Source organism: Micromonospora chalcea (assembly GCF_002926165.1).
In the GTDB taxonomy this organism is placed as follows: Bacteria; Actinomycetota; Actinomycetes; order Mycobacteriales; family Micromonosporaceae; genus Micromonospora; species Micromonospora chalcea.
Genome location: NZ_MAGP01000138.1, coordinates 22,722 through 42,051 on the forward strand (window position 1 = coordinate 22,722; position 19,330 = coordinate 42,051).

At 74.3% G+C, this 19,330-nt stretch carries 16 protein-coding genes; 7 read left to right on the forward strand and 9 right to left on the reverse strand.

Going from position 1 to position 19,330, the window contains the following annotated elements; translation table 11 throughout:
- Positions 1-128: 128 nt before the first annotated feature.
- The 6 genes from BAW75_RS23240 to BAW75_RS23265 all read right to left on the reverse strand — a co-directional run bounded on the left by BAW75_RS23240 (position 129) and on the right by BAW75_RS23265 (position 5,403).
- Positions 129-926 (reverse strand): endonuclease/exonuclease/phosphatase family protein, encoded by a 798-nt coding sequence (locus BAW75_RS23240; RefSeq protein ID WP_104114916.1) that lies wholly within the window; start codon positions 924-926, stop codon positions 129-131.
- A gap of 4 nt (positions 927-930) precedes the next feature.
- Positions 931-2,421: a phosphatase PAP2 family protein gene (locus BAW75_RS23245; RefSeq protein WP_104114917.1), complete on the reverse strand. Its 1,491-nt coding sequence runs from the start codon at positions 2,419-2,421 to the stop codon at positions 931-933.
- Between the two features lie 77 nt (positions 2,422-2,498).
- The gene (locus tag BAW75_RS23250) at positions 2,499-3,500 is read right to left on the reverse strand and encodes a YihY/virulence factor BrkB family protein (protein ID WP_043325557.1); all 1,002 of its coding nucleotides are present in this window, start codon (positions 3,498-3,500) and stop codon (positions 2,499-2,501) included.
- On the reverse strand, positions 3,493-4,500 hold the full coding sequence (locus BAW75_RS23255; RefSeq protein WP_043325560.1) for a diacylglycerol/lipid kinase family protein: 1,008 nt from the start codon (positions 4,498-4,500) through the stop codon (positions 3,493-3,495). Before BAW75_RS23255 ends, BAW75_RS23250 begins: the two co-directional genes overlap by 8 nt.
- A gap of 91 nt (positions 4,501-4,591) precedes the next feature.
- Entirely contained in the window at positions 4,592-5,167 is a 576-nt protein-coding gene (locus BAW75_RS23260) for a Clp protease N-terminal domain-containing protein (protein WP_064447209.1), read from the reverse strand.
- Positions 5,167-5,403, reverse strand: coding sequence for an HTH domain-containing protein (locus BAW75_RS23265; RefSeq protein WP_043325563.1), 237 nt, complete (start codon positions 5,401-5,403; stop codon positions 5,167-5,169). The genes BAW75_RS23260 and BAW75_RS23265 overlap by 1 nt, the downstream gene beginning before the upstream one ends.
- Positions 5,404-5,500: 97 nt before the next feature.
- Here BAW75_RS23265 and BAW75_RS23270 point away from each other — a divergent pair, with 97 nt between their 5' ends.
- The 4 genes from BAW75_RS23270 (at position 5,501) to BAW75_RS23285 (ending at position 10,606) form a co-directional block, all read left to right on the forward strand.
- Entirely contained in the window at positions 5,501-6,301 is an 801-nt protein-coding gene (locus tag BAW75_RS23270; RefSeq protein ID WP_104114918.1) for a PP2C family protein-serine/threonine phosphatase, read from the forward strand.
- An 83-nt stretch (positions 6,302-6,384) separates the two neighbouring features.
- Positions 6,385-7,215 (forward strand): universal stress protein, encoded by an 831-nt coding sequence (locus tag BAW75_RS23275; protein ID WP_104114919.1) that lies wholly within the window; start codon positions 6,385-6,387, stop codon positions 7,213-7,215.
- A gap of 128 nt (positions 7,216-7,343) precedes the next feature.
- On the forward strand, positions 7,344-9,746 hold the full coding sequence (locus tag BAW75_RS23280) for a phosphoketolase family protein (protein ID WP_104114920.1): 2,403 nt from the start codon (positions 7,344-7,346) through the stop codon (positions 9,744-9,746).
- Positions 9,743-10,606, forward strand: a complete 864-nt coding sequence (locus BAW75_RS23285; protein ID WP_104114921.1) for a universal stress protein — start codon at positions 9,743-9,745, stop codon at positions 10,604-10,606. Before BAW75_RS23280 ends, BAW75_RS23285 begins: the two co-directional genes overlap by 4 nt.
- 48 nt (positions 10,607-10,654) lie before the next feature.
- Here BAW75_RS23285 and BAW75_RS23290 read toward each other — a convergent pair whose 3' ends face one another.
- Positions 10,655-13,003, reverse strand: coding sequence for a heavy metal translocating P-type ATPase (locus tag BAW75_RS23290; protein WP_104114922.1), 2,349 nt, complete (start codon positions 13,001-13,003; stop codon positions 10,655-10,657).
- Positions 13,004-13,121: 118 nt separating this feature from the next.
- On the opposite strand from BAW75_RS23290, the gene BAW75_RS23295 reads away from it, so the two are divergent.
- A complete protein-coding gene (locus tag BAW75_RS23295) occupies positions 13,122-14,132 on the forward strand; it encodes an Acg family FMN-binding oxidoreductase (RefSeq protein WP_104114926.1) in 1,011 nt (336 codons plus the stop codon).
- 93 nt (positions 14,133-14,225) lie between these two features.
- A complete protein-coding gene (locus tag BAW75_RS23300) occupies positions 14,226-15,893 on the forward strand; it encodes a sensor histidine kinase (RefSeq protein ID WP_208635299.1) in 1,668 nt (555 codons plus the stop codon).
- A gap of 7 nt (positions 15,894-15,900) precedes the next feature.
- Here BAW75_RS23300 and BAW75_RS23305 read toward each other — a convergent pair whose 3' ends face one another.
- Positions 15,901-16,539, reverse strand: coding sequence for a response regulator (locus BAW75_RS23305; RefSeq protein ID WP_013284884.1), 639 nt, complete (start codon positions 16,537-16,539; stop codon positions 15,901-15,903).
- Positions 16,540-16,725: 186 nt separating this feature from the next.
- Here BAW75_RS23305 and BAW75_RS23310 point away from each other — a divergent pair, with 186 nt between their 5' ends.
- Positions 16,726-17,700 carry an Acg family FMN-binding oxidoreductase gene (locus tag BAW75_RS23310; protein WP_064447202.1) on the forward strand — a complete coding sequence of 325 codons (975 nt, stop codon included), beginning with the start codon at positions 16,726-16,728 and terminating at the stop codon, positions 17,698-17,700.
- Positions 17,701-17,751: 51 nt separating this feature from the next.
- On the opposite strand, the gene BAW75_RS23315 is transcribed toward BAW75_RS23310, so the two are convergent.
- Entirely contained in the window at positions 17,752-18,753 is a 1,002-nt protein-coding gene (locus BAW75_RS23315) for an NAD-dependent epimerase/dehydratase family protein (RefSeq protein WP_104114924.1), read from the reverse strand.
- Positions 18,754-19,330 lie beyond the last annotated feature (577 nt).

Here is a 19,330-nt window from a genome sequence, read left to right on the forward strand (position 1 = left end):
GGTGGTGCTCACCGTGCTGCTCAACCTGGTCCTGTAGAACCCGGCCCGGCGCGCTCGGCGGCGACACCAGAACGGGGTGGCTGCGCCGGTCGCACCACGTATGCCTTCGGTCTGGGCTGGCGCGTCGTTCAGCCGGCCGTGAGGTCCACCTCGGCCAGCACCGGATAGTGGTCCGACGCCGAGTCGGCGTCACCGTCGCGGACCACCCGCACCGCGCGTACCCGGTCGGCCAGCGCCGGGGTGGCGAGCAGATAGTCCAGCCGCATCCCGGCGAACTCGGCGCCGCCGTGCCGGGTCGGCACGGTCCGGCCGCCGGGCTCGTCGCCGCCGGAGCGCGGCCACAGGTCCACCAGCCCGGCGTCGAGCAGCCGGGCCACCGCGCGGGTGTCCACGGTACGGCCGTCGCGGCGCAGGTGCCGCCGCCGGTACGGAGTGGCCAGCCCGGCCAGCCGGGCGGTGTGGTCGACGGTGGGCTCCAGCGTGTTCAGGTCCCCGGCCAGCAGCGCCAGCTCTCCCCCGGTCCGCCGCAGCGCGGCGGCGAGCCAGTCCGCCTCCATCCGCCGCCGCCGACCCGAGTAGGGGTACAGGTGCGTGCTCAGCACGGTCAGCGGTCCCGCGCCGGTGGCGACCTGCACCCGGGCGGCGGCGTGGTGGAACGGGCGGCGGACCCGGCCGGCGCGCAGCACCAGCAGCGGCGGGCGGACCAGCACCGCCACCGGCTGGCCGAGACAGGACCGGGCCAGGTACGCCGCCATCCCGAGCCGGTCGGCCAGCCTGCCCAGCGTGGCGTCCATGCCGCGCAGCTCCTGCAACGCCAGCACGTCGGGGCGCTGCGCGGTGACGACCGAGACGATCCGGTCCCGGCGGTCGGCGCCGCCCGCGTCCCGCCCGCCGGTCCGGATGTTCCAGGTCATCACCCGCAGCATCGGCTCAGTCCGGCCGCGCGGCCTTGGCCAGCTCGTCGTCCAGCTCGTCCACCTGTTCGGACTCGATCGCCGGCTGGTTGCCCTCGTACACGTCGGCGTTCGGCTTGATCACCCAGTACAGCAGCGACAGCCAGAGCGCGCCGAGCAGGATCGCGCCCATGAAGTCGGTCGGGTGGTGCATGCCCCGGTACATCCGGGAGGTGGCCACGCCGACCGGCATCAGCACGGCCATGCCCACGAACAGCCACCGCCACCACCTGTCGGTACGCGGGAACACGATGACCGCCATGGCCGCCCAGAGGCAGATGGTGGCCGCGATGTGCCCCGAGGGGAACGACGAGGTGGGCATCTGCCCGTCCAGGTTCTCCACCGGCGGCCGGGGCCGGTCCACCACCCGGGCGCTGGCCAGGAACAGGCTCAGCTCGCCGAACATCGCCAGCACCACGTACAGCACCGGCCGCCAGCGCCGCCACAGGGCCAGCACGACCGGGCAGAAGACCAGCGACACCAGCAGGATGGCGTGGGTGTCGCCGAACTTGCTCCACCACCAGCTCACGTCGGTGAGAAAATCGGTGTGCCGCTCGGCGAACCAGCGCGGCACCTTCGTGTCGAGCGTGTCGAAGAACGTGCCCTTGGCGTGGTAGCTGACGAACATGCCGAACGCGTAGAGCGCGCCGAAGACGAGCACCCAGCCGACCAGCAGCTCGGCCACCGCGGAGCGGGGGTGCTCCAGCACCTTCTCCTCGTCCGGCGCGAGCGCCAGCTCGTCGCCCGCCTCCGGTTCCAGGCCCTCGCGCAGCGGCGGCACCGGCCGGCCGCGCTCGCGCCGCCACAACCGGAAGGCGTACGCGGTGACGCCCAGCCAGGCCGCGCCGAGCAGCCAGCCGCCGATCACGTCGGACACGAAGTGCACGCCCAGCGCGATCCGGGTCAGCCCGACCAGGAAGATCAGCACGGCGGCGACGGCGATGGCGGGCTTGCGCCAGCGCGGCGACATGGCCGGCAGGAACACCAGCAGCAGCGCCCCGTACGCGACGAACGAGCCGAGCGCGTGCCCGCTGGGGAAGCTGTTGCCGGGGGCGTCGGCGATCGGCACGTCCACCACCGGGCGCAGCCGGCCGACGAGCGCCTTGAGCGACGGGTCGAGGATCAGCCCGCCCACGCCGGTGACGATCAGGTAGACCGCCAGCCGGGACTGGCGGCGGATCAGCAGACCCACCACCGCGATGGTGACCAGCCAGATCAGCACCGGCCGGCCGCCCAGGTCGGTGATCGCCTGGAGCACCGTGACCAGCGGGCCGTGCGGCGCCACCAGGCCGTTGAACCACTCGGCCGCCGCATGATCGGCGTCGCGCAGCGGGCTCCAGCGGAACCGGACGAGCATCAGGAGCAGCCCGAACCCGACTCCCGCACCGGCCACGGCGAGCAGGCCCGCCAGACTCCGCTCGGCGAAATGGCCCAGCGGCCGGCGCCCGGCTTCCTTGACCGCGGTCACACCGCACCTCCCTCGTTCCTCTGCGAGGCGCGCTGTACCCGATCGGCGTGTCCCGTACACGCCGGACCGGCGCGGCGTCAGAGCGAGGTCATCTCACCGGTGTCGAACAGGTCCTCGCGGTGCGCCTCCGGCTGCCACAGATCCGGCTGGGCCGGCTCCTCCACGCCGATGCGCATCGCCTCCAGCTGGGCGGCGAAGGCCAGCCCGCCGAAGAGCGCCATGCCGGTGAGGTTGGCCCAGAGCAACAGCGCCATCATGCCGGTCAACGCGCCGTAGGTCTGGCCGAATCCGCCGCTGTACTTCACGTAGGCGGCCAGCAGCAGGCTGGCCAGCCACCAGATCGCGATGGCGATGGCCGCGCCGAAGACGAGCCAGGACAGGCCGGGCTGCCGGCGGCGCGGCGCGTGCCGGAACAGCACCGCCACGGCGATCACCGTCAGGCCGAGGCTCAGCGGCCAGCGGATCACGTCCCATCCGGCCATCGCCGCGTCGCCCCACTCGTAGTGCCGCCGTACCGACTCGCCCATCGCCCGGCCGCCGACCAGGATGAGGAAGCCGGCCAGCGCGGGTACGCCGGCGACCACCGCGAGGACCGTGGCGCGCAGGTACTTGGCCAGCGCCGGGCGGTCCCGCTCGACGCCGTAGATCCGGTTCGCGCCCCGCTCGATCTGCGCCATCGTGGTGGTCAGCGCGACCAGCCCGGTGAGCAGGCCGAGGGTCAGCGCCAGCTCGCCGGCGTCCTCGCTGCGCTCACTGTCGGTCAGCAGGTCCTGCACCATCGCCTCGCTCTGGCCGGGCGTGATGGCCAGTACGGTGTCCGCGACGACCTTGCCGCCCTCGTCCACCCCCAGGTCGGTGATCAGGCCGGTGAGCGCGATCAGGAACGGCACCACCGCCAGGCAGAGCTGCAACCCCAGCGCCCGGGAGTGGCTGAATCCGTCGCCGTAGCGGAACCGGACGAACGCGTCCCGCAGCAGGCACCAGCCGCCGTGCCGGCGCAGCGTGTGCCAGGCGTCGTCGGCGGACAGCTCGTTCTCGGTCATCAACCGGGTCTCGGGGACCAGCTTGGTGCTACTCACGGCGGGCCTCCTCGACCAGGTGCTCGCCGCGCTCGCCGACCGCGTCGGCGTCCACCGCCAGGTCGGGGTGCTCCTCGGGGCGCGGTACGCAGAGCCAGAGCGACTCGGGGCGGATGGTGGCCTTCAGCGAGCGGCCCGGCTCGATCAGGTCGCCGTCGAGCTGCCGGGGCTGCGCCCGGGTGCTGGTGATCTCGACCGAGCGGGCCCGGAACACCTCCATCCGGGGCACGCTGTCGCGGCGGCGCAGCACCGCCCAGCCCATGGCGAGCCAGTGACGCAGCGCGCGCGGTGTCAGCACCGCCACGTCGAGCCAGCCGTCGTCCGGCTCGGCGTCGGTGAGCAGGCGTACCCCGCCCTGCAGGCGCCCGACGTTGGCGACCAGGACCGACCGGGCCCGGCGGCGCAGCGGCGGGCGGCCGTCGATGCGCACCGAGACCCGCATCGGCCGGTCGCGCAGGTGGCGGGCGGCGCCCATCAGGTACGCCGGCCAGCCGATCCGCTTCTTGGTGGTCTCGGAGGTGGAGTCGAGCATCTGGGCGTCGAAGCCCATCCCGGCCATCACCGCGAAGCACTGGTCGCCGACCACGCCGACGTCGAGGCGGCGCATCCCGCGTTCGACGGCGACCTGGAGCCCGGCGGCCAGGTCGTTCGAGAGGCCGAGGTTGGCGGCGAGGAGGTTTCCGGTGCCCTGGGGCAGCACCGCCAGCGCCACGTCGGTGCCGGCCAGCGCGGTCACGCACGCCATCACCGTGCCGTCGCCGCCGCAGGCGAAGACGACCTCCGCGCCCGCCTTCACCGCCTGTTCCGTCTGCCCGCGGCCCGGGTCCTCGACTGTCGTCTCGTACCAGGTCGGGGCCGGCCAGCCGGCGGCGGCGAGCGCGCCCTCCACGGTCCGGCGGAACTCGTCCAGGTCGGCCACCTTGACCGGGTTGACCACCACTGCCGAGCGCGGGGTGCGGTTCTCCGCGTTTACCGGGCGCTTGTCGTCTGCACCGTCCACGGCGTCAGTGTGCAGGACACGGGGCGTGACGGCGACCCGGCGCAGCGGGACGTTGCGATGACCGCAAACAGGTTTGAAAACCGGGTACGGGTCAGGCGGCCTCGCGCAGCGCCGTGTCGATGCGGCGTCGCAGGTCGTCGATGTCCACCCCGGCCTCGGTGAGCACCGCGGCGGCCAGGCCGTCGCCCTCGCGCAGCAGGCCGAGCAGGATGTGTTCGGTGCCGATGTGCCGGTGGCGCAGCCGCAGCGCCTCGCGCAGCGACAGCTCCAGCACCTTCTTGGCGCGGGGCGAGAACGTGCCGTGGTGCGTCCCGCGACGCCACCACCGGCGCGGGCGCGGGGTCGCCTCACGCAGCGCGTCCGGGCCGAAGGACTCCTCGATCCGGGCCACTATCGCGGCGAGGTCGATGCCGATCTCGCGCAGTGCCGCGGCGTCCGCCGCGCCGAGCCCGTCCACGCCCTGCGCGGTGTGGCGGGCCACCGCGGCGCGCAGGGCGTCGGCCTCGACGCCACCGGCCGCGAGCAGCCGTACCGCCAGGTTGTCGCGGTCGGCGAGCACGCCCAGCAGCAGGTGCTCGGTGCCGACCGGCCGCCGTCCCTCGGTGCGGGCCTCGTCGAGCGCGTGGTGCACCACGGCACGGGCCCGGTCGGTGAATCGTTCGAACATCACGCCTCCCAGCTGTCGCGTACCGCCGGTCGCCCGGCGTGCTTCTTGTGGACCGCCTGCCGGCTGACCTCGAGGGCGTCGGCGATCTCCTGCCAGGACCAGCCCTGTCGCCGGGCGTTGTCCACCTGGATCACCTCCAGCCGCTCCAGCAGCCGGCGCAGGGCGAGCACGGCACGCAGGCCGACCTTGGGGTCGGTGCTGCCGGCCGCCGCCGCGAGTTCCGTCGCCTGACTCATGGTGTCAATGTAGGTTGACAGCACGACGGGTGTCAACCCTGGTTGACACCCGTCGTGGCCTGCCACCCGCGGCCCGCGGCGGTGCTACGGTCCGCTGGTGTTCCGCCGCCGTCCGCTGGACCGGCCGGTCGAGCCCGCGCGCCGGCTCACCGCCGGCCGCCTCACCCTGGAGATCGCCGGGGGCAGCGTCGTCGGGCACCGCTACCCGGAGAACTACGACGTGCTGCACGTCGACCCGGAGCTGCCGCTGGCGGTGGTCTGCGACGCCATGGGCGACGGCGAGGGCAGCCGGATCGCCGGCACCACCGCCGCCGAGACGTTCGTGGCGCGGGTCCGCGCCGACTGGCCCGCCGTCGGCCCCGCCGGGCTGCGCGCCGCCGTCGCCGAAACCCAACGGCGGGTACGCCAGGCCGGAGCGGCGCAGCCCGGCCTGACCGGATGCACGCTCACCGCGCTCGTCGTCCAGCCCGACGGCGACCAGGGCTGGCTGGTCCAGCTCGGCGACTCGCGGGCGTACCGGCTGCGCGACGGGCTGCTGGAGCTGGTGACGGTCGACCACACCATGGCCTGGCTGGGTCTGCTGCACGGCTGGTGGCCGCCGGACTCGCCGGAGGCGGCCCGGGCCCGCTACCAGCTGCTGCGCTACGTCGGACACCCGGACCGGCCCGAGCCGGACCTGCTCGCCGTGCCGCTGCGCCGGGGCGACACCTGGCTGCTGTGCACCGACGGGGTCAGCGACCAGCTCGGCTACCACCGGCTGCGCGACCTGCTCGCCGCCCGGCGCGACCCGGCGCGCACCGCCGAGGCCCTGCTCGCCGCCAGCCTCGACGAGGGCGGCGAGGACAACGCCACAGCCGTCGTCCTGCGCGTCCATCCCGCCCTGCCCGCCCCGCGCTGACCGCCGGTTTCCGCCGACCCGGTCCGGCGCACCCGGTCCCGCGACTACGGTGAGTGAAAAGCGGGGTCGGGAGGTGAGCCGGGGTGGCCGCACCCAGCCACGGTTCGGTGGTCGTCGGCGTGGGCCGGTCGGCGGAGGATCTGGCGGTGGTCCGCACCGCCGCCGCCGAGGCCGCCGCCCACCACCGGCCGCTGCATCTGCTGCACGCGTTCAACTGGGCCGCGACGCCCGGGCCCGCCCCGGCGGGCGGCAGCCGCACGGACGCGGAGAACCTGCTGGAGGCCGCCGGCCAGGTGGCCGCCGAGTGCGCGCCGGAGGTGCCGGTCAGCGGCGAGATCGTCGAGGGCTCACCGGTCGAGGCGTTGTTGCGGGCCGCCGACACCGCGTTCCTGATCGCGCTCGGTGACGGCGGCATGTCGACCCGCCCGCACTCGGTACCCACCGACACGCCGGCCGTGGAGGTGGCCGCCCGGGCGGGCTGCCCGGTGCTGGTCGGCCGCGCCGAGCCGGCCCCGCCCGGACCGTTGGTCGTCGGCTTCGACGGGTCGGCCAGCTCCCGCGCCGCACTCGGATACGCCTTCGACTGCGCGGAGAGCCGCGGCGCCCGCCTGCTCGCCGTCCGGGTGATCGAGCCCGGGTGCGGCGACGGCGACGACGGGCTGCTGGAGGAGGCGGTGAACCGGCACGCCGTCCGGCACCCCCGGGTCACCACCGACTGCCTCACCGTCCACGGTGAGCCGACATCCGTCCTGCTCGACCGGTCCCGCGCGGCGCAGCTCGCAGTCGTCGCCGCCCGGGGCGACGGGCCGGTACGGTCGACTCTGGGCGCGGTCAGCCAGTCCCTGCTCTACCATTCGCCGGCCCCGCTGATCGTCGTACGGGGACTCGACACGGGCGCCGGGGACGGATCGTGACGCCCACCCGAGGCGGGACCTACGGCCCTGACCGGCGGCCCCGGACCGGGGCGAAGCTGAACCCGCCGGGGAAGAAGACGTGGTCCCCGAGTGGCAGCAGATCCCGAGCCACGAGAGGCTAAGGCAGCATGGACACCGCGGTGAACCTGCACAGCCCCCTGACCGAGGACGAGTTGCGCCGGCTGGACGCCTACTGGCGGGCGGCGAACTACCTGACCGTCGGCCAGATCTACCTGCTCGACAATCCGCTGCTGCGCGAACCGCTCAGACCCGAGCACGTCAAGCCGCGCCTGCTGGGCCACTGGGGCACCAGCCCCGGGCTCAACCTGCTCTACACGCACCTCAACCGGGTCATCGTCGACCGGGACCTGTCCGCCATCTTCGTCACCGGTCCCGGCCACGGCGGCCCGGCGCTGGTCGCGAACACCTGGCTGGAGGGCACCTACAGCGAGCTGTACCACCACATCCCCCGCGACGAGACCGGCATGCAGCGGCTGTTCCGCCAGTTCTCCTTCCCGGGCGGGATCCCGAGCCACGTGGCGCCGGAGGTGCCGGGTTCGATCCACGAGGGCGGCGAGCTGGGGTACGCGCTGAGCCACGCGTACGGCGCCGCGTTCGACAACCCGGACCTGCTGGTGGCCTGCGTGATCGGCGACGGCGAGGCGGAGACCGGCCCGCTGGCCGGGAGCTGGCTGTCGAACGTGTTCCTCAACCCGGCCCGTGACGGCGCGGTGCTGCCGATCCTGCACCTCAACGGCTACAAGATCGCCAACCCGACCGTGCTGGACCGGATCCCCCGTGCGGATCTGCGCGAGATGATGCGCGGCTTCGGCTACCAGCCGTACGTGGTGGAGGGCGACGACCCGGCGACAGTGCACCAGTCGCTCGCCGCCACGCTGGACCGGGCGGTCGACGAGATCGGCGAGATCCAGCGCCGCGCCCGCTCCGGTGAGCGCGTGGAACGCCCGCGCTGGCCGATGATCGTCCTGCGTACGCCGAAGGGCTGGACCGGGCCGTCCCGGGTCGACGGCAAGCAGGTCGAGGGCACGTTCCGCGCCCACCAGGTGCCGATCTCCGGCGTCCGGGACAACCCGGAGCACCTGGCCGAGCTGGAGCGCTGGCTGCGCAGCTACCGTCCGGAGGAGCTGTTCGACGCCACCGGCGGCCCGGTCGCCGAGGTGGCCGACCTGCCGCCGACCGGTGACCGCCGGATGAGCGCGAACCCGGTGGCCAACGGCGGCCGGCTGCTGCGCGACCTGGAGTTGCCCGACTTCCGCGACTACGCGGTCGACGTGCCGAAGCCGGGCGAGCCGATGGCCGGCGCGACCGGTGTGCTCGGCCCCTGGGTCCGCGACGTGATCGCGCGTAACCCGGAGACGTTCCGCCTGTTCGGCCCGGACGAGGTCGCCTCGAACCGGCTCGGCGCGGCGTTCGAGGTGACCGGCCGCGCGTTCATCGGCGCGGAGGTGCCCGGTGACGACCATCTCTCCCCCGACGGCCGGGTGATGGAGGTGCTCTCCGAGCACCTGTGCCAGGGCTGGCTGGAGGGCTACCTGCTGACCGGCCGGCACGGCATCTTCACCAGCTACGAGGCGTTCATCCACATCGTCGACTCGATGGTCAACCAGCACGCCAAGTGGCTGAAGGTGACCCGGGGCATCCCGTGGCGGGAGCCGGTGGCCTCGCTGAACTACCTGCTGTCCAGCCACGTGTGGCGGCAGGACCACAACGGCTTCTCGCACCAGGACCCGGGCTTCATCGACCACGTGATGAACAAGAAGGCCGAGGTGGTCCGCGTCTACCTGCCGCCGGACGGCAACACGCTGCTGTCCACCATGGACCACTGTCTGCGCAGCCGGCAGTACATCAACGTGGTGGTGGCCGGCAAGCAGCCCGCGCCGAACTGGCTGACCATGGACGAGGCGATCCAGCACTGCCGCCGCGGCCTGGGCATCTGGGACTGGGCCAGCACCGACGACGGCGTCGAGCCGGACGTGGTGCTCGCCTGCGCCGGCGACGTGCCGACGCTGGAGACGCTCGCCGCTGTCGACCTGCTGCGCCGGCACCTGCCGGACCTGAAGGTGCGGGTGGTCAACGTGGTCGACCTGATGCGCCTGCAACCGCCGTCGGAGCACCCGCACGGCCTGCCGGACAACGAGTTCGACACCATCTTCACCCGCGACAAGCCGGTGATCTTCGCCTACCACGGCTACCCGTGGCTGATCCACCGGCTCACCTACCGCCGGACCAACCACGAGAACCTGCACGTACGCGGCTACAAGGAGGAGGGCACCACCACGACGCCGTTCGACATGGTGATGCTCAACGACCTGGACCGCTTCCACCTGGTCATCGACGTGATCGACCGGGTACCGGGGCTGCGGTCGCGGGCCGCGCACCTGCGTCAGGACATGGTGGACGCCCGCCAGTCCTGCCGCGACTACACCCGGCGCTACGGCGAGGACGACCCCCGCGTCGCCGAGTGGCGCTGGGTCCGCGAGAACGATCCGGCGGTAAGGAGTGGCGAATGAACGAGGAGATCCTCGTCGGCTACGACGGCTCCCCTGACGCGGTTGTCGCCCTGAACTGGGCGCTGGACGAGGCGGGCCGCTCGGGCTGGCCGGTGCGGCTGGCGTACGTCTTCGAGTGGTTGACGGTGACCGGCTGGATCGGTCCCGGGGTGGCTCCGGGGGTGTGGCCGGACGAGGCCGCCCGCCGGCAGGTCGAGGAACTGGTCCGCAAGGCGGCGGCGGACGCCGCCGCCGACCGGCCCGGCCTCACCGTGCACGGCGAGGTGTTCGACGGCCCGCCCGCGCTGGTGCTGCAGGAACAGTCCGCCGAGGCCGGGATGCTGGTGCTCGGCAGCCGCGGCCACGGCGGCTTCGGCGGGCTGCTCGCCGGCTCCACCGCGGTCTCGGTGACAGCGCACGCCCACTGCCCGGTGGTGGTGGTCCGCGACGGTCAGGCCGCCACGTCCGGGCCGGTGGTGGTCGGCTCGGACGGCTCGGAGACGGCGCTGCGGGCGCTCGGCTTCGCCGTCGAGCGGGCCGCCCAGCGGGACGTGCCGCTGCGGGTGCTGCGGGCCTGGGAGCGGCCCGGCGACAGGTGGGTGCCGCCGGGCTTCGACCCGGAGGAGACCGCCGCCGCCGAGCGGGCCGCTGCCGAGGCGGAGCTGGCCACCTGGCGGGAGAGCTTCCCCGACGTGCCGATGGAGGTCGAGGCCGTTCCCGGCAGCCCGTCGGCGCTGCTGGTGGAGGCGAGCCGGTCGGCGCAGCTCGTGGTGGTCGGCAGCCGGGGCCGCGGCGGGTTGCGCGGCATGCTGCTCGGCTCGGTCAGCCAGCAGCTCATCCAGCACTCGCACTGCCCGGTCGCCGTGGTACGCGAGCGCTGACCAGACGGGCGCGCTTGGCTCGTGGAGCACCTGCCGCGAGGACGGTGGTCAGCGGCCGGACGCGGTGGAGCCCTCCTCCGGGTTGAGCGAGAAGTAATCCTCCTCCTCCTGCGCCAGGTGCAGGCGCAGCACCGCGTCCAGGCCGTAGAGCGCGGCGAGCAGATCCGGCACCTCGTCACGGCGCAGCCGCCCGTCCGGCTGCGCCGTGAGATGCCCGCCGATCCGCTCCACCAGCCGCACGATCTCCACGTGCGCCCGGCTCATCGTGGAGGTCGCCTCGTCGCTGCCGAGCGGCCCGGCCAGCGCCGGGTACAGCTGCCGGTCCTCGGCCGCCTCGTGCGGCAGCACCTCGTCGACCAGACGCCGGTGCACCTCGCGCAGCGCCGGCAGGCACGCCGGGTCGTCCGGTCGGGTCGCCACCATGTCGGCGGTGTCCCGCAGCCGGGCCAGCACGTCCCGGATGCCACCGTGCTCGCCCGCGTACCTGTCGATCAGCTCCGCCGTGTGCGGGGGCAGGTCCCGCCGCCGCAGGCCACCGCCGAGCGCGCGCAGCGCATTGAGGATCACCAGGACGTCGATGCCCTCCTGCAGGAACGCGCCGGCCACCGGGGGCAGCCGGCCGGCGGCCGCCACCAGCATCGCCAGCACCGCCAGGCCCATCCCGACGGTGGCGCTCTGCACCGCGATGCGGCGGGCGTACCGGGCGATCTCGACCGCGTCCGCGAGCCGGTCCAGGCGGTCCACGGTGAGCACCGCGTCGGCCACGTCGGCCGAGGCGGTCGCCCCGGTCGCGCCCATCGCCACCCCGACGTGCGCCTCGGCCAGCGCGGGCGCGTCGTTCACGCCGTCGCCGACCATCACCGTCACCGCCTGCGCCGACTCCTCGCGTACCCGCTCGGCCTTCTCCTGCGGCGAGCAGCGCGCGATCACGTCGTCCACGCCCACGATCTGCGCCACCTGGCGGGCCGTGCCCGGACGGTCGCCGGTCACCATCACCAGCCGGGTCAGGCCCGCCTCGCGCAGCCGCCGCACGGTCCGCCGGGCGTCCGGGCGCACCGGGTCCTCCAGCAGGATCGCGCCCAGCGGCCCGTGGTCGTCGCTGACCCAGACCGCGGAACGCCCGGCCCGTTCGGCGCGCTCACCGAGCCGGCCCGCCCACTCCGGCGGCTCACCCGCGAACTGCCCGACGTGCACCATCCGCCCGTCGACGCGCCCGCTCACGCCGTGCCCCGGCTCCTCGGTGACATCGGTCGGCTCGGCCAGCGCCAGCCCGCGCTCGCGGGCCTGCCGGACCAGCGCGGCGGCCAGCACGTGCGGGGAGAGCTGCTCGACCGAGGCGGCCAGCCGCAGCACCTCGTCCCGGTCGCCGCCCGGCGCCACCACCACCTCGGCCGCCCGGGGCCGCCCGGCGGTGAGCGTCCCGGTCTTGTCCAGCAGCAGCGTACGAGCGCGGCCGAGCTGCTCCAGCGAGCCACCGTCACGCACCAGCACGCCGCGCCGGGCCACCCGGGACAGGCCGGACACCACGGCGATCGGGGTCGCCAGCAGCAGCGGGCACGGGGTGGCCACCACGAGCACCGCCACCGCCCTGGTGAACTCGCCGGACAGCAGCCATGCCAGCCCCGCCAGCACCAGCGTGAACGGCACGAACGCGGCGGCGTACCGGTCGGCGAGCCGTACCATCGGTGCCTTGCGGGCGGTGGCCTCGCCGGCCAGGCGGACGATGCCGGCGTAGGTGCTCTCCGCCGCGTTGCGGCGGGCCCGCAGCCCGAACCCGGCGCCCGCGTTGACCACCCCGCTGGCGACCTCGTCGCCCGCCGCGCGGGTGACCAGCTGCGACTCGCCGGTGACCACCGACTCGTCGAGCGTGGCCGCCTCCTCGACCACGCCGTCGACAGGCACCACGTCGCCCGGCCCGACCACGAGGCGGTCCCCCACCTCGACGCGGTCCAGCGGCACCACCTCGATCCCGCCGTCCGGGGTCCGCCGCCGCGCCTGCCGGGGCGCGCGTTCCAGCAGCGCCCGCAGGTCACGGGTGGCGCGGCGCTGGGCGTACTCCTCCAGCGCCCGCCCGGTCGCGACCATCACCGCGATCACGGCGCCGGCCAGGAACTCCCGCACCAGCAGCGCGCCGAGCAGCGCCAGCACCGCGATGACGTCCACGCCGAACTGCCGCAGCCAGAGCTGGCGCAGCGTGGTCCAGGCGGCCGGGACGAGCGCGACCACCGTGACCGCCGCCCAGACCAGCCGGGCGGCGTCGTGCGCGCCCGCGAACCACAGCGCCGCCCCGGCCAGCACGGCCGCGGTGAGCAGCACCAGCGGCGCCCACTCGGCCCACGCCCACCGCCGGGCACGGGCCGGCTGCTCGGGTACGCACTCGCGTGGTTCGCTTCCCACGTGTGGATCGTCTCAGTCGGACGTGGGGCGGGCGGGCCGACACGGGTAATCCGGGGGATGGAACGGCGTCCCCACCCGGGCGTGGGGCACGATGGGGAAAACAGGAAAGGTCGTGACGATGAGCCACGAGACGCCGGCCGGCGATCGCCCGTTGACCACCGCGCTCGCGGAGGCCGCCGGAATGGCCGGCCACGCTCCCTCGGTGCACAACACGCAGCCGTGGCACTGGACGGTCCTGCCCGACGCGCTGGAGCTGCGGGTGGTACGCGAACGGCACCTCAGCGCCATGGACCCGGAGGGTCACCTGCTGGTGGTGAGCTGCGGCGCCGCGCTGCACCACGCCCGGGTGGCGCTGGCCGCCGAGGGCTGGACCCCGGTGGTGGAGCGGCTGCCGGACGCGGCCGAACCCGACCTGCTGGCCAGGATCACCAGTCTGAAGCACACCGGAGCCGACCCCGACGCCATGCGCGTCGTGCAGTGCATGCAGGTCCGGCACACCGACCGGCGTCCGGTCAGCGACGAGCCGATCCCGACCGCCGCGCTCGATGACATCGACCGGGCCGCCACCCGCGAAGGCGTGAACCTGCAACTGCTCGACGACACCCAGAAGATCCAGCTCGCCAGCGCCGCCCAGCAGGCCGCCGCCGTCGAGGCGGACAGCCCGGAACTGCGCGAGGAACTGGCGTACTGGACCAGCCGGGCCGGCACCGGCACCGGGCTGCCGCCGGAGGTGCTGCCCGAGCAGGCCCCCCAGACGACCGTTCCGGCCCGCGACTTCGGCCGCGCCGGATCGCTGCCGATCGGCCCCGGCCACGACAAGACCGCCGTGTACGGGATCCTCTGGGGCGCCGACGACGAGCTGATGAGCTGGCTGCGCGCCGGTGAGGCGCTTTCCGCCGCCTGGCTCACCGCCACCCGGCACGGGGTGTCGCTGGTGCCGCTGTCCGGCGTGGTGGAGGTCGAGGGCACCCGTGAGGTGCTACGGCAGATGCTCGCCGGCCTGGGGTTCCCGTACATCAGCATGCGGCTGGGTGTGGCCGACCCGAACCACGCCGGCCCGCCGCACACCCCCCGGCTGGACGTCGCGCAGACCGTCGACACCTCGGCGGTCCGCGACCGGCTCACCTGACCGGTCTCGATCAGGGCGGCCGCCGGGCGATACCATCGCCCGGTGGCCGCCGCACCCCAGCCCCAGCACGAGCACGTCGCGCCGTCGCTCGGGCTGACCCCGCTGTCCCGCGTCCGCCTGGACGAACTGCTCCAGGAGATGCTCGACCGCGTCGGCGAGGTGGTGACCAGCCGCGAGCGGCTCCGGGCGCTGCTGGACGCCGTCGTCGGCATCGGTTCCGACCTCGACCTGCGCAGCACGCTGCAGCGGATCGTGCAGTCGGCGTGCGAGCTGGCCGGCGCCCGCTACGGCGCGCTGGGCGTGATCGGCCCCGACCGGATGCTGCACGACTTCATCGTCCACGGCATCAGCCCCGAGCTGCACGCGAAGATCGGCGAGCTGCCGCACGGCCGCGGCGTGCTGGGCCTGCTCATCGACGAGCCGAAGCCGGTACGCATGCCGGACATCACCAAGCACCCCAACTCGTACGGCTTCCCGCCGCACCACCCGCCGATGCACAGCTTCCTCGGCGTGCCGGTGCGCATCCGCGACCACGTCTGGGGCAATCTCTACCTGGCCGAGAAGCAGGGCGCCGCCGAGTTCACCGAGGACGACGAGGAGATCGTGGTGGCGCTGGCCGCCGCGGCCGGCGTGGCGATCGAGAACGCCCGCCTCTACGCGCTGGCGCACCGGCGCGAACGCTGGCTCGCCGCCGCCGCCGAGATCACCTCGGTGCTGCTCGGCGAGGTACGCCGCACCGACGCGCTGACGCTGGTGGCCCGCCGCGCCCGCGAGGTCGCCGAGGCCGAGCTGGCCCTGGTGCTGCTCTACGACGAGGACGAGGCGCAGTTCACCGTCGAGGTGGTCGACGGCGCCGACCCGGTCACCCGGGAACTGGTCGGCGCGGTGCTGCCGGCCGCCGAGACCAGCTTCGCCGCGTCCGCCACGTCGGGCCGGCACGACCAGGTGGAGAACCTCGCCGCCGCGGCGCCCTGGCCCCGGCCCGTGGTCGCCGGCCCGGCAGTGGTCTCCCCCCTCGCCGCCGCCGACACGCTGCACGGCGTCCTGGTGATCGGCTACCGGCCCGACCACGGCCCCGCCGCCGACGACGACCTCGCGCCGTTGGCCAGCTTCGCCGGGCAGGCCGCGCTGGCCATGGAACGGGCCCGCGGGCAGGAGGAGCGGGAACTGCTGGTGGTCCTGGAGGACCGCGAACGCATCGCCCGCGACCTGCACGACGTGGTGATCCAGCGGCTGTTCGCCACCGGCCTGCAACTGCAGAGCGGCGCGATGAACGCCCGCCCCGAGGCCGCCAAGCGGATCAACCAGGCGGTCGACGACCTGGACGCCACCATCCGCGACATCCGCCGCACCATCTTCGAGCTGCGCACCCCGATGAGCGCGGCGCTGCGCACCGAGATCCGCGAGGCCATCGAAGTGGCCGCCGAGTCGCTCGGCTACCGGCCCGACCTGGAGCTGGTCGGCCCGATCGACAGCGCCGTCCCGGACGAGCTGCGCGGCGAACTCACCGCCGTGCTGCGCGAGGCGCTGTCCAACGCGGTACGCCACGCGCAGGCCGACCGGGTGTCGGTGCGCGTACGCGTCGACTCCGGCCGGGTCGAGATCACCGTCACCGACGACGGGATCGGCTGCGACCCGGAGGCGGCCCGCAGCGGGCTGGTCAACCTGCGGGAGCGGGCCGAGCGGCTGGGCGGCGAGTTCTCGCTGCGCCGGGCCGAGCCGCGCGGCACCGAGGTGCGCTGGAGCGTCCCGCTCGGCTGACGCGGCGTCAGGTGTTCTTGCCGAGCAACCGGGTCGCCAGCACCGCCGCCTGGGTGCGCCGCTCCAGACCGAGCTTCGCCAGCACGCTGGAGACGTAGTTCTTCACCGTCTTCTCGGCCAGGAACATCTTCCCGGCGATCTCCCGGTTGGTGAGCCCCTCCGCCACGTACTCCAGGATCCGCCGCTCCTGCTCGGTGAGCGACTTCAGCTCCCGGGGCTGCTCCACGCCGCTGCGGATGCGCTCCAGCACGCGGGTGGTGATCGCCGGGTCGAGCAGGGACTGCCCCGCCGCCACCCGGCGGACCGCGTCCACCAGGTCGGTGCCGCGGATCTGCTTGAGCACGTACCCGGCGGCGCCCGCCATGATCGCCGCGAACAGCGCCTCGTCGTCCTCGTACGAGGTGAGGATCAACCCCTTGATCGAGGAGTCCACGGCGCGGACGTCCCGGCACACGTCGATGCCGTTGCCGTCGGGCAGCCGGGCGTCGAGGATCGCCACGTCGGGGCGCAGCGCGGGGATGCGGCGCGCCGCCTCCTGGGCCAGGCCGGACTCGCCGACCACCTCGATGTCGCCGCTGCTCTGCAGCAGGTCGGCAAGGCCACGACGGACGACCTCGTGGTCGTCGAGCAGGAACACCCGGATCATCAGTCCTTTCTACCCGCTTTCCCGCGTCAGTAGCACGGGTCGAAAGTCCCGTCCTGCACGCGCCGGCCGGGACCGACGGCCGGGCCCAGGTGGGGACCTCCGGCCCTGCTCACCGCGCCGTCCGCTGACGCACCGTAGTGGTGTACCGGACGGGGGAGCCGGCGCCGCACGAGAGGAAGCACCACCATGACGACCGAATACACCACCGCGGACCTGCGGGCCGCGGTCGCCGACGCGGTCCGGGCGCCGTCGCTGCACAACACCCAGCCGTGGCGGTTCCGGGTGGTCGACGGCGGCATCGAGGTGTCCGTCGACCCGCTGCGCGGCCTGCCCGCCACCGACCCGACCGGCTGGGGCGCGCGCATGGCGGCCGGCGCGGCGCTGTTCAACCTGCGGCTCGCGCTCGCCGTGGCGGGCACCCCGGCCACGGTGCGGCTGCGCCCGTACCCCTCCGACCCGGACGTCGTGGCCCGGCTCGTGCCGGACGTGCCGCGCCGCCCCACCCCGACCGAGCAGAGCCTGTACGGGGCGATCAACCGCCGGTTCAGCAACCGCGCGCCGTTCTGGCCGGACCCGGTGCCGGCCGAGGCCCGCTGGCGGCTCGGCGAGGCGGCCCGGGCCGAGCAGTGCTGGCTGGAACTGGTGATCGGCACCAGCGCGGTGAACGCGGTCGCCGAGGTCGCCCGCAGCGCCCACCGGGTGCTGGAACGCGACCCCGCGTACGTGGCCGAGCGGGCCGAGTGGATCCGCTCCGAGCCGGCCCCGGACGGCGTGCCCTCCGGCGCCGGCGGACCGCAGAGCGAGCCGCAGGACCTGCTTCCCCAGCGCGGCTTCGGCGGCCGCAACCGCGCCCCCGGCCGCGACTTCGAGCCGGAGCCGCTCGTCGCGGTGCTCGGCTCGGCCGGCAACACCTCCGCCGACCAGATCCTCGCCGGGCAGGCGTTGCAGCGGGTGCTGCTCACCGCCACCGACGCCGGGCTCAGCGCGTCGATGCTGTCCCAGCCGATCGAGGTGCCGGCCGCCCGGGAGGCGCTGCGGATGTCGCTGGGCCGGTTCGGCACCCCGCAGATGGTGATGCGGATCGGGTACGGCCAGCCGGGCCGCGCCACCCCGCGTCGCCCGGTCGAGGAAGTGCTCGACCTGCCGGTCGTGCCGGCCTGACCCGAACCCCTCCGCGGGTCAGGCCGGCCGCACGGCCCCTTCTGTGCCGGTTCAGGCCGGAAGCGAGGCCAGCAGGGTGGCCTCCCGCTCCGGCGCCAGGCCGACCCGCGCACGTGTGGGCCGCCCCGCCCGGGCCGGCACCTGCCCCACCTCGCGCAGCCACCGCCAGGTGTCGGCGACCGTCTCGGTCACCGGCCGGCACACCAGCCCCGCCGCGTACGCCCGCTCGACGTTCCGCTCCTGCAACCACCGGTACTCGTGCCCCCGCGGCACCCAGACCGGCAGGTCGTTCCACGGCACCACCCCGGCCGCCAGGATCGGCTCCGGCGGCGTCCACCGCAGCGTCGCGCCCGACCCGGTCGCCGCCACCGCCGCGTCGAGCAGCTCACCCATCGTGGCGTGCCCGGTGCGACCGATCACGTTGTACGCCCCGCCGACGCCCTCGGCACCCCGGTCCAGCAGCCAGGTCGCCAGGTCACGGACGTCCACGTACTGGATCGGCAGGTCACGCGGCCCGGGCGCCAGCACGTCCCCGCCCCGGGCGATCCGGTTCAGCCACCACGGCAGCCGCCCGATGTCCTCCCCCGGCCCGAGGATCAGCCCGGCGCGCACGAGCAGCGCCCGGTCACCGAACACCCGCGTGGCGGCGAGTTCCCCGCCCGCCTTGTTCTCCGGGTAGTCGCCGTCGTCGGCCTCCGGGTCCGCCGCCACCGTAGGCGCCTCCTCGCCGGTGCCGAGCTCGACGGGTGGCGCGTACACCGAGCCGCTGGACACGTAGACGTAGTGCGGCACCGCGCCGACGAGCGCCGACGCCGCGTCCCGGACCGCCCGGGGCGCGCCGTCCCAGGTGTCCACCACCAGATCCCACTCGCCGCCGGCCAGCGCGGCCAGCCCGTCCGGCGCCGTCCGGTCACCCCGCAACCGGTGTACGCCGGGCGGCGCCTGCCCGTGTACGCCCCGGTTGAACACTGTCACCTGCCAGTCGCGGCGTACCGCCTCGGCCACCACGGCACCACCGACAAAGCCCGTACCACCCAGCATCAGCAGTCGCATGCGTCCCAGCCTGCCGCCGCCCGCCGGCCATGGCGCCCCTTGTTCACGGTGAGCGGATCTGCCAGCGGCAGAACCCGGTCCGAGGGCAGCTCGGCCCGGACGGGGCGGCGGCGCATGTCTTTGTCCCAGCCCTCTCAAACAGCCCTCGCCCCAGTCCTCCGCGATCTTGCACTTCGGTACCCCGCATAACGCGCAAACGGGGACACCCGAAGGGCTGCACCTGCAAGATCGACGCGGTACTACGCCGCCCTTCGGTCCGATCCGGCCCCGCCCCGCCCCGCGCGAGCCGCCCCAAGGGCGTCGATCATGAAGTTGACGGCACTTGGTGTCCGGTTTGTCGCCGCCAACCTCATGATCGACCGATGGCGGGGTGCCTGGGGAGGGCTTGTTCGATCTTGGAGTTGTGGTGCCCAGGATGCCCGGCTTGACATCGTTCGTGAGGCGCCACAACTCCAAGATCGCGGTGATCAAGGAGTTTGTGTGCTCGTGGGTGCCGGAAAGAGCCGCAAACTCCTTGATCACCTGTGCAGAGCGAGGTGCCGGGTGGGGCGGGTGTGTCTGGTCGGTGGTGGGCGGG

Excerpts from the sequence above, each read along its gene's own strand:
- BAW75_RS23240 (WP_104114916.1), bottom strand. The coding sequence starts at position 926 with ATGCTGCGGGTGATGACCTGGAACATCCGGACCGGCGGGCGGGACGCG.
- BAW75_RS23260 (WP_064447209.1), bottom strand. The coding sequence starts at position 5,167 with ATGTTCGAACGATTCACCGACCGGGCCCGTGCCGTGGTGCACCACGCG.
- BAW75_RS23265 (WP_043325563.1), bottom strand. The coding sequence starts at position 5,403 with ATGAGTCAGGCGACGGAACTCGCGGCGGCGGCCGGCAGCACCGACCCC.
- BAW75_RS23280 (WP_104114920.1), top strand. The coding sequence starts at position 7,344 with ATGGACACCGCGGTGAACCTGCACAGCCCCCTGACCGAGGACGAGTTG.
- BAW75_RS23285 (WP_104114921.1), top strand. The coding sequence starts at position 9,743 with ATGAACGAGGAGATCCTCGTCGGCTACGACGGCTCCCCTGACGCGGTT.
- BAW75_RS23295 (WP_104114926.1), top strand. The coding sequence starts at position 13,122 with ATGAGCCACGAGACGCCGGCCGGCGATCGCCCGTTGACCACCGCGCTC.
- BAW75_RS23305 (WP_013284884.1), bottom strand. The coding sequence starts at position 16,539 with ATGATCCGGGTGTTCCTGCTCGACGACCACGAGGTCGTCCGTCGTGGC.
- BAW75_RS23310 (WP_064447202.1), top strand. The coding sequence starts at position 16,726 with ATGACGACCGAATACACCACCGCGGACCTGCGGGCCGCGGTCGCCGAC.
- BAW75_RS23315 (WP_104114924.1), bottom strand. The coding sequence starts at position 18,753 with ATGCGACTGCTGATGCTGGGTGGTACGGGCTTTGTCGGTGGTGCCGTG.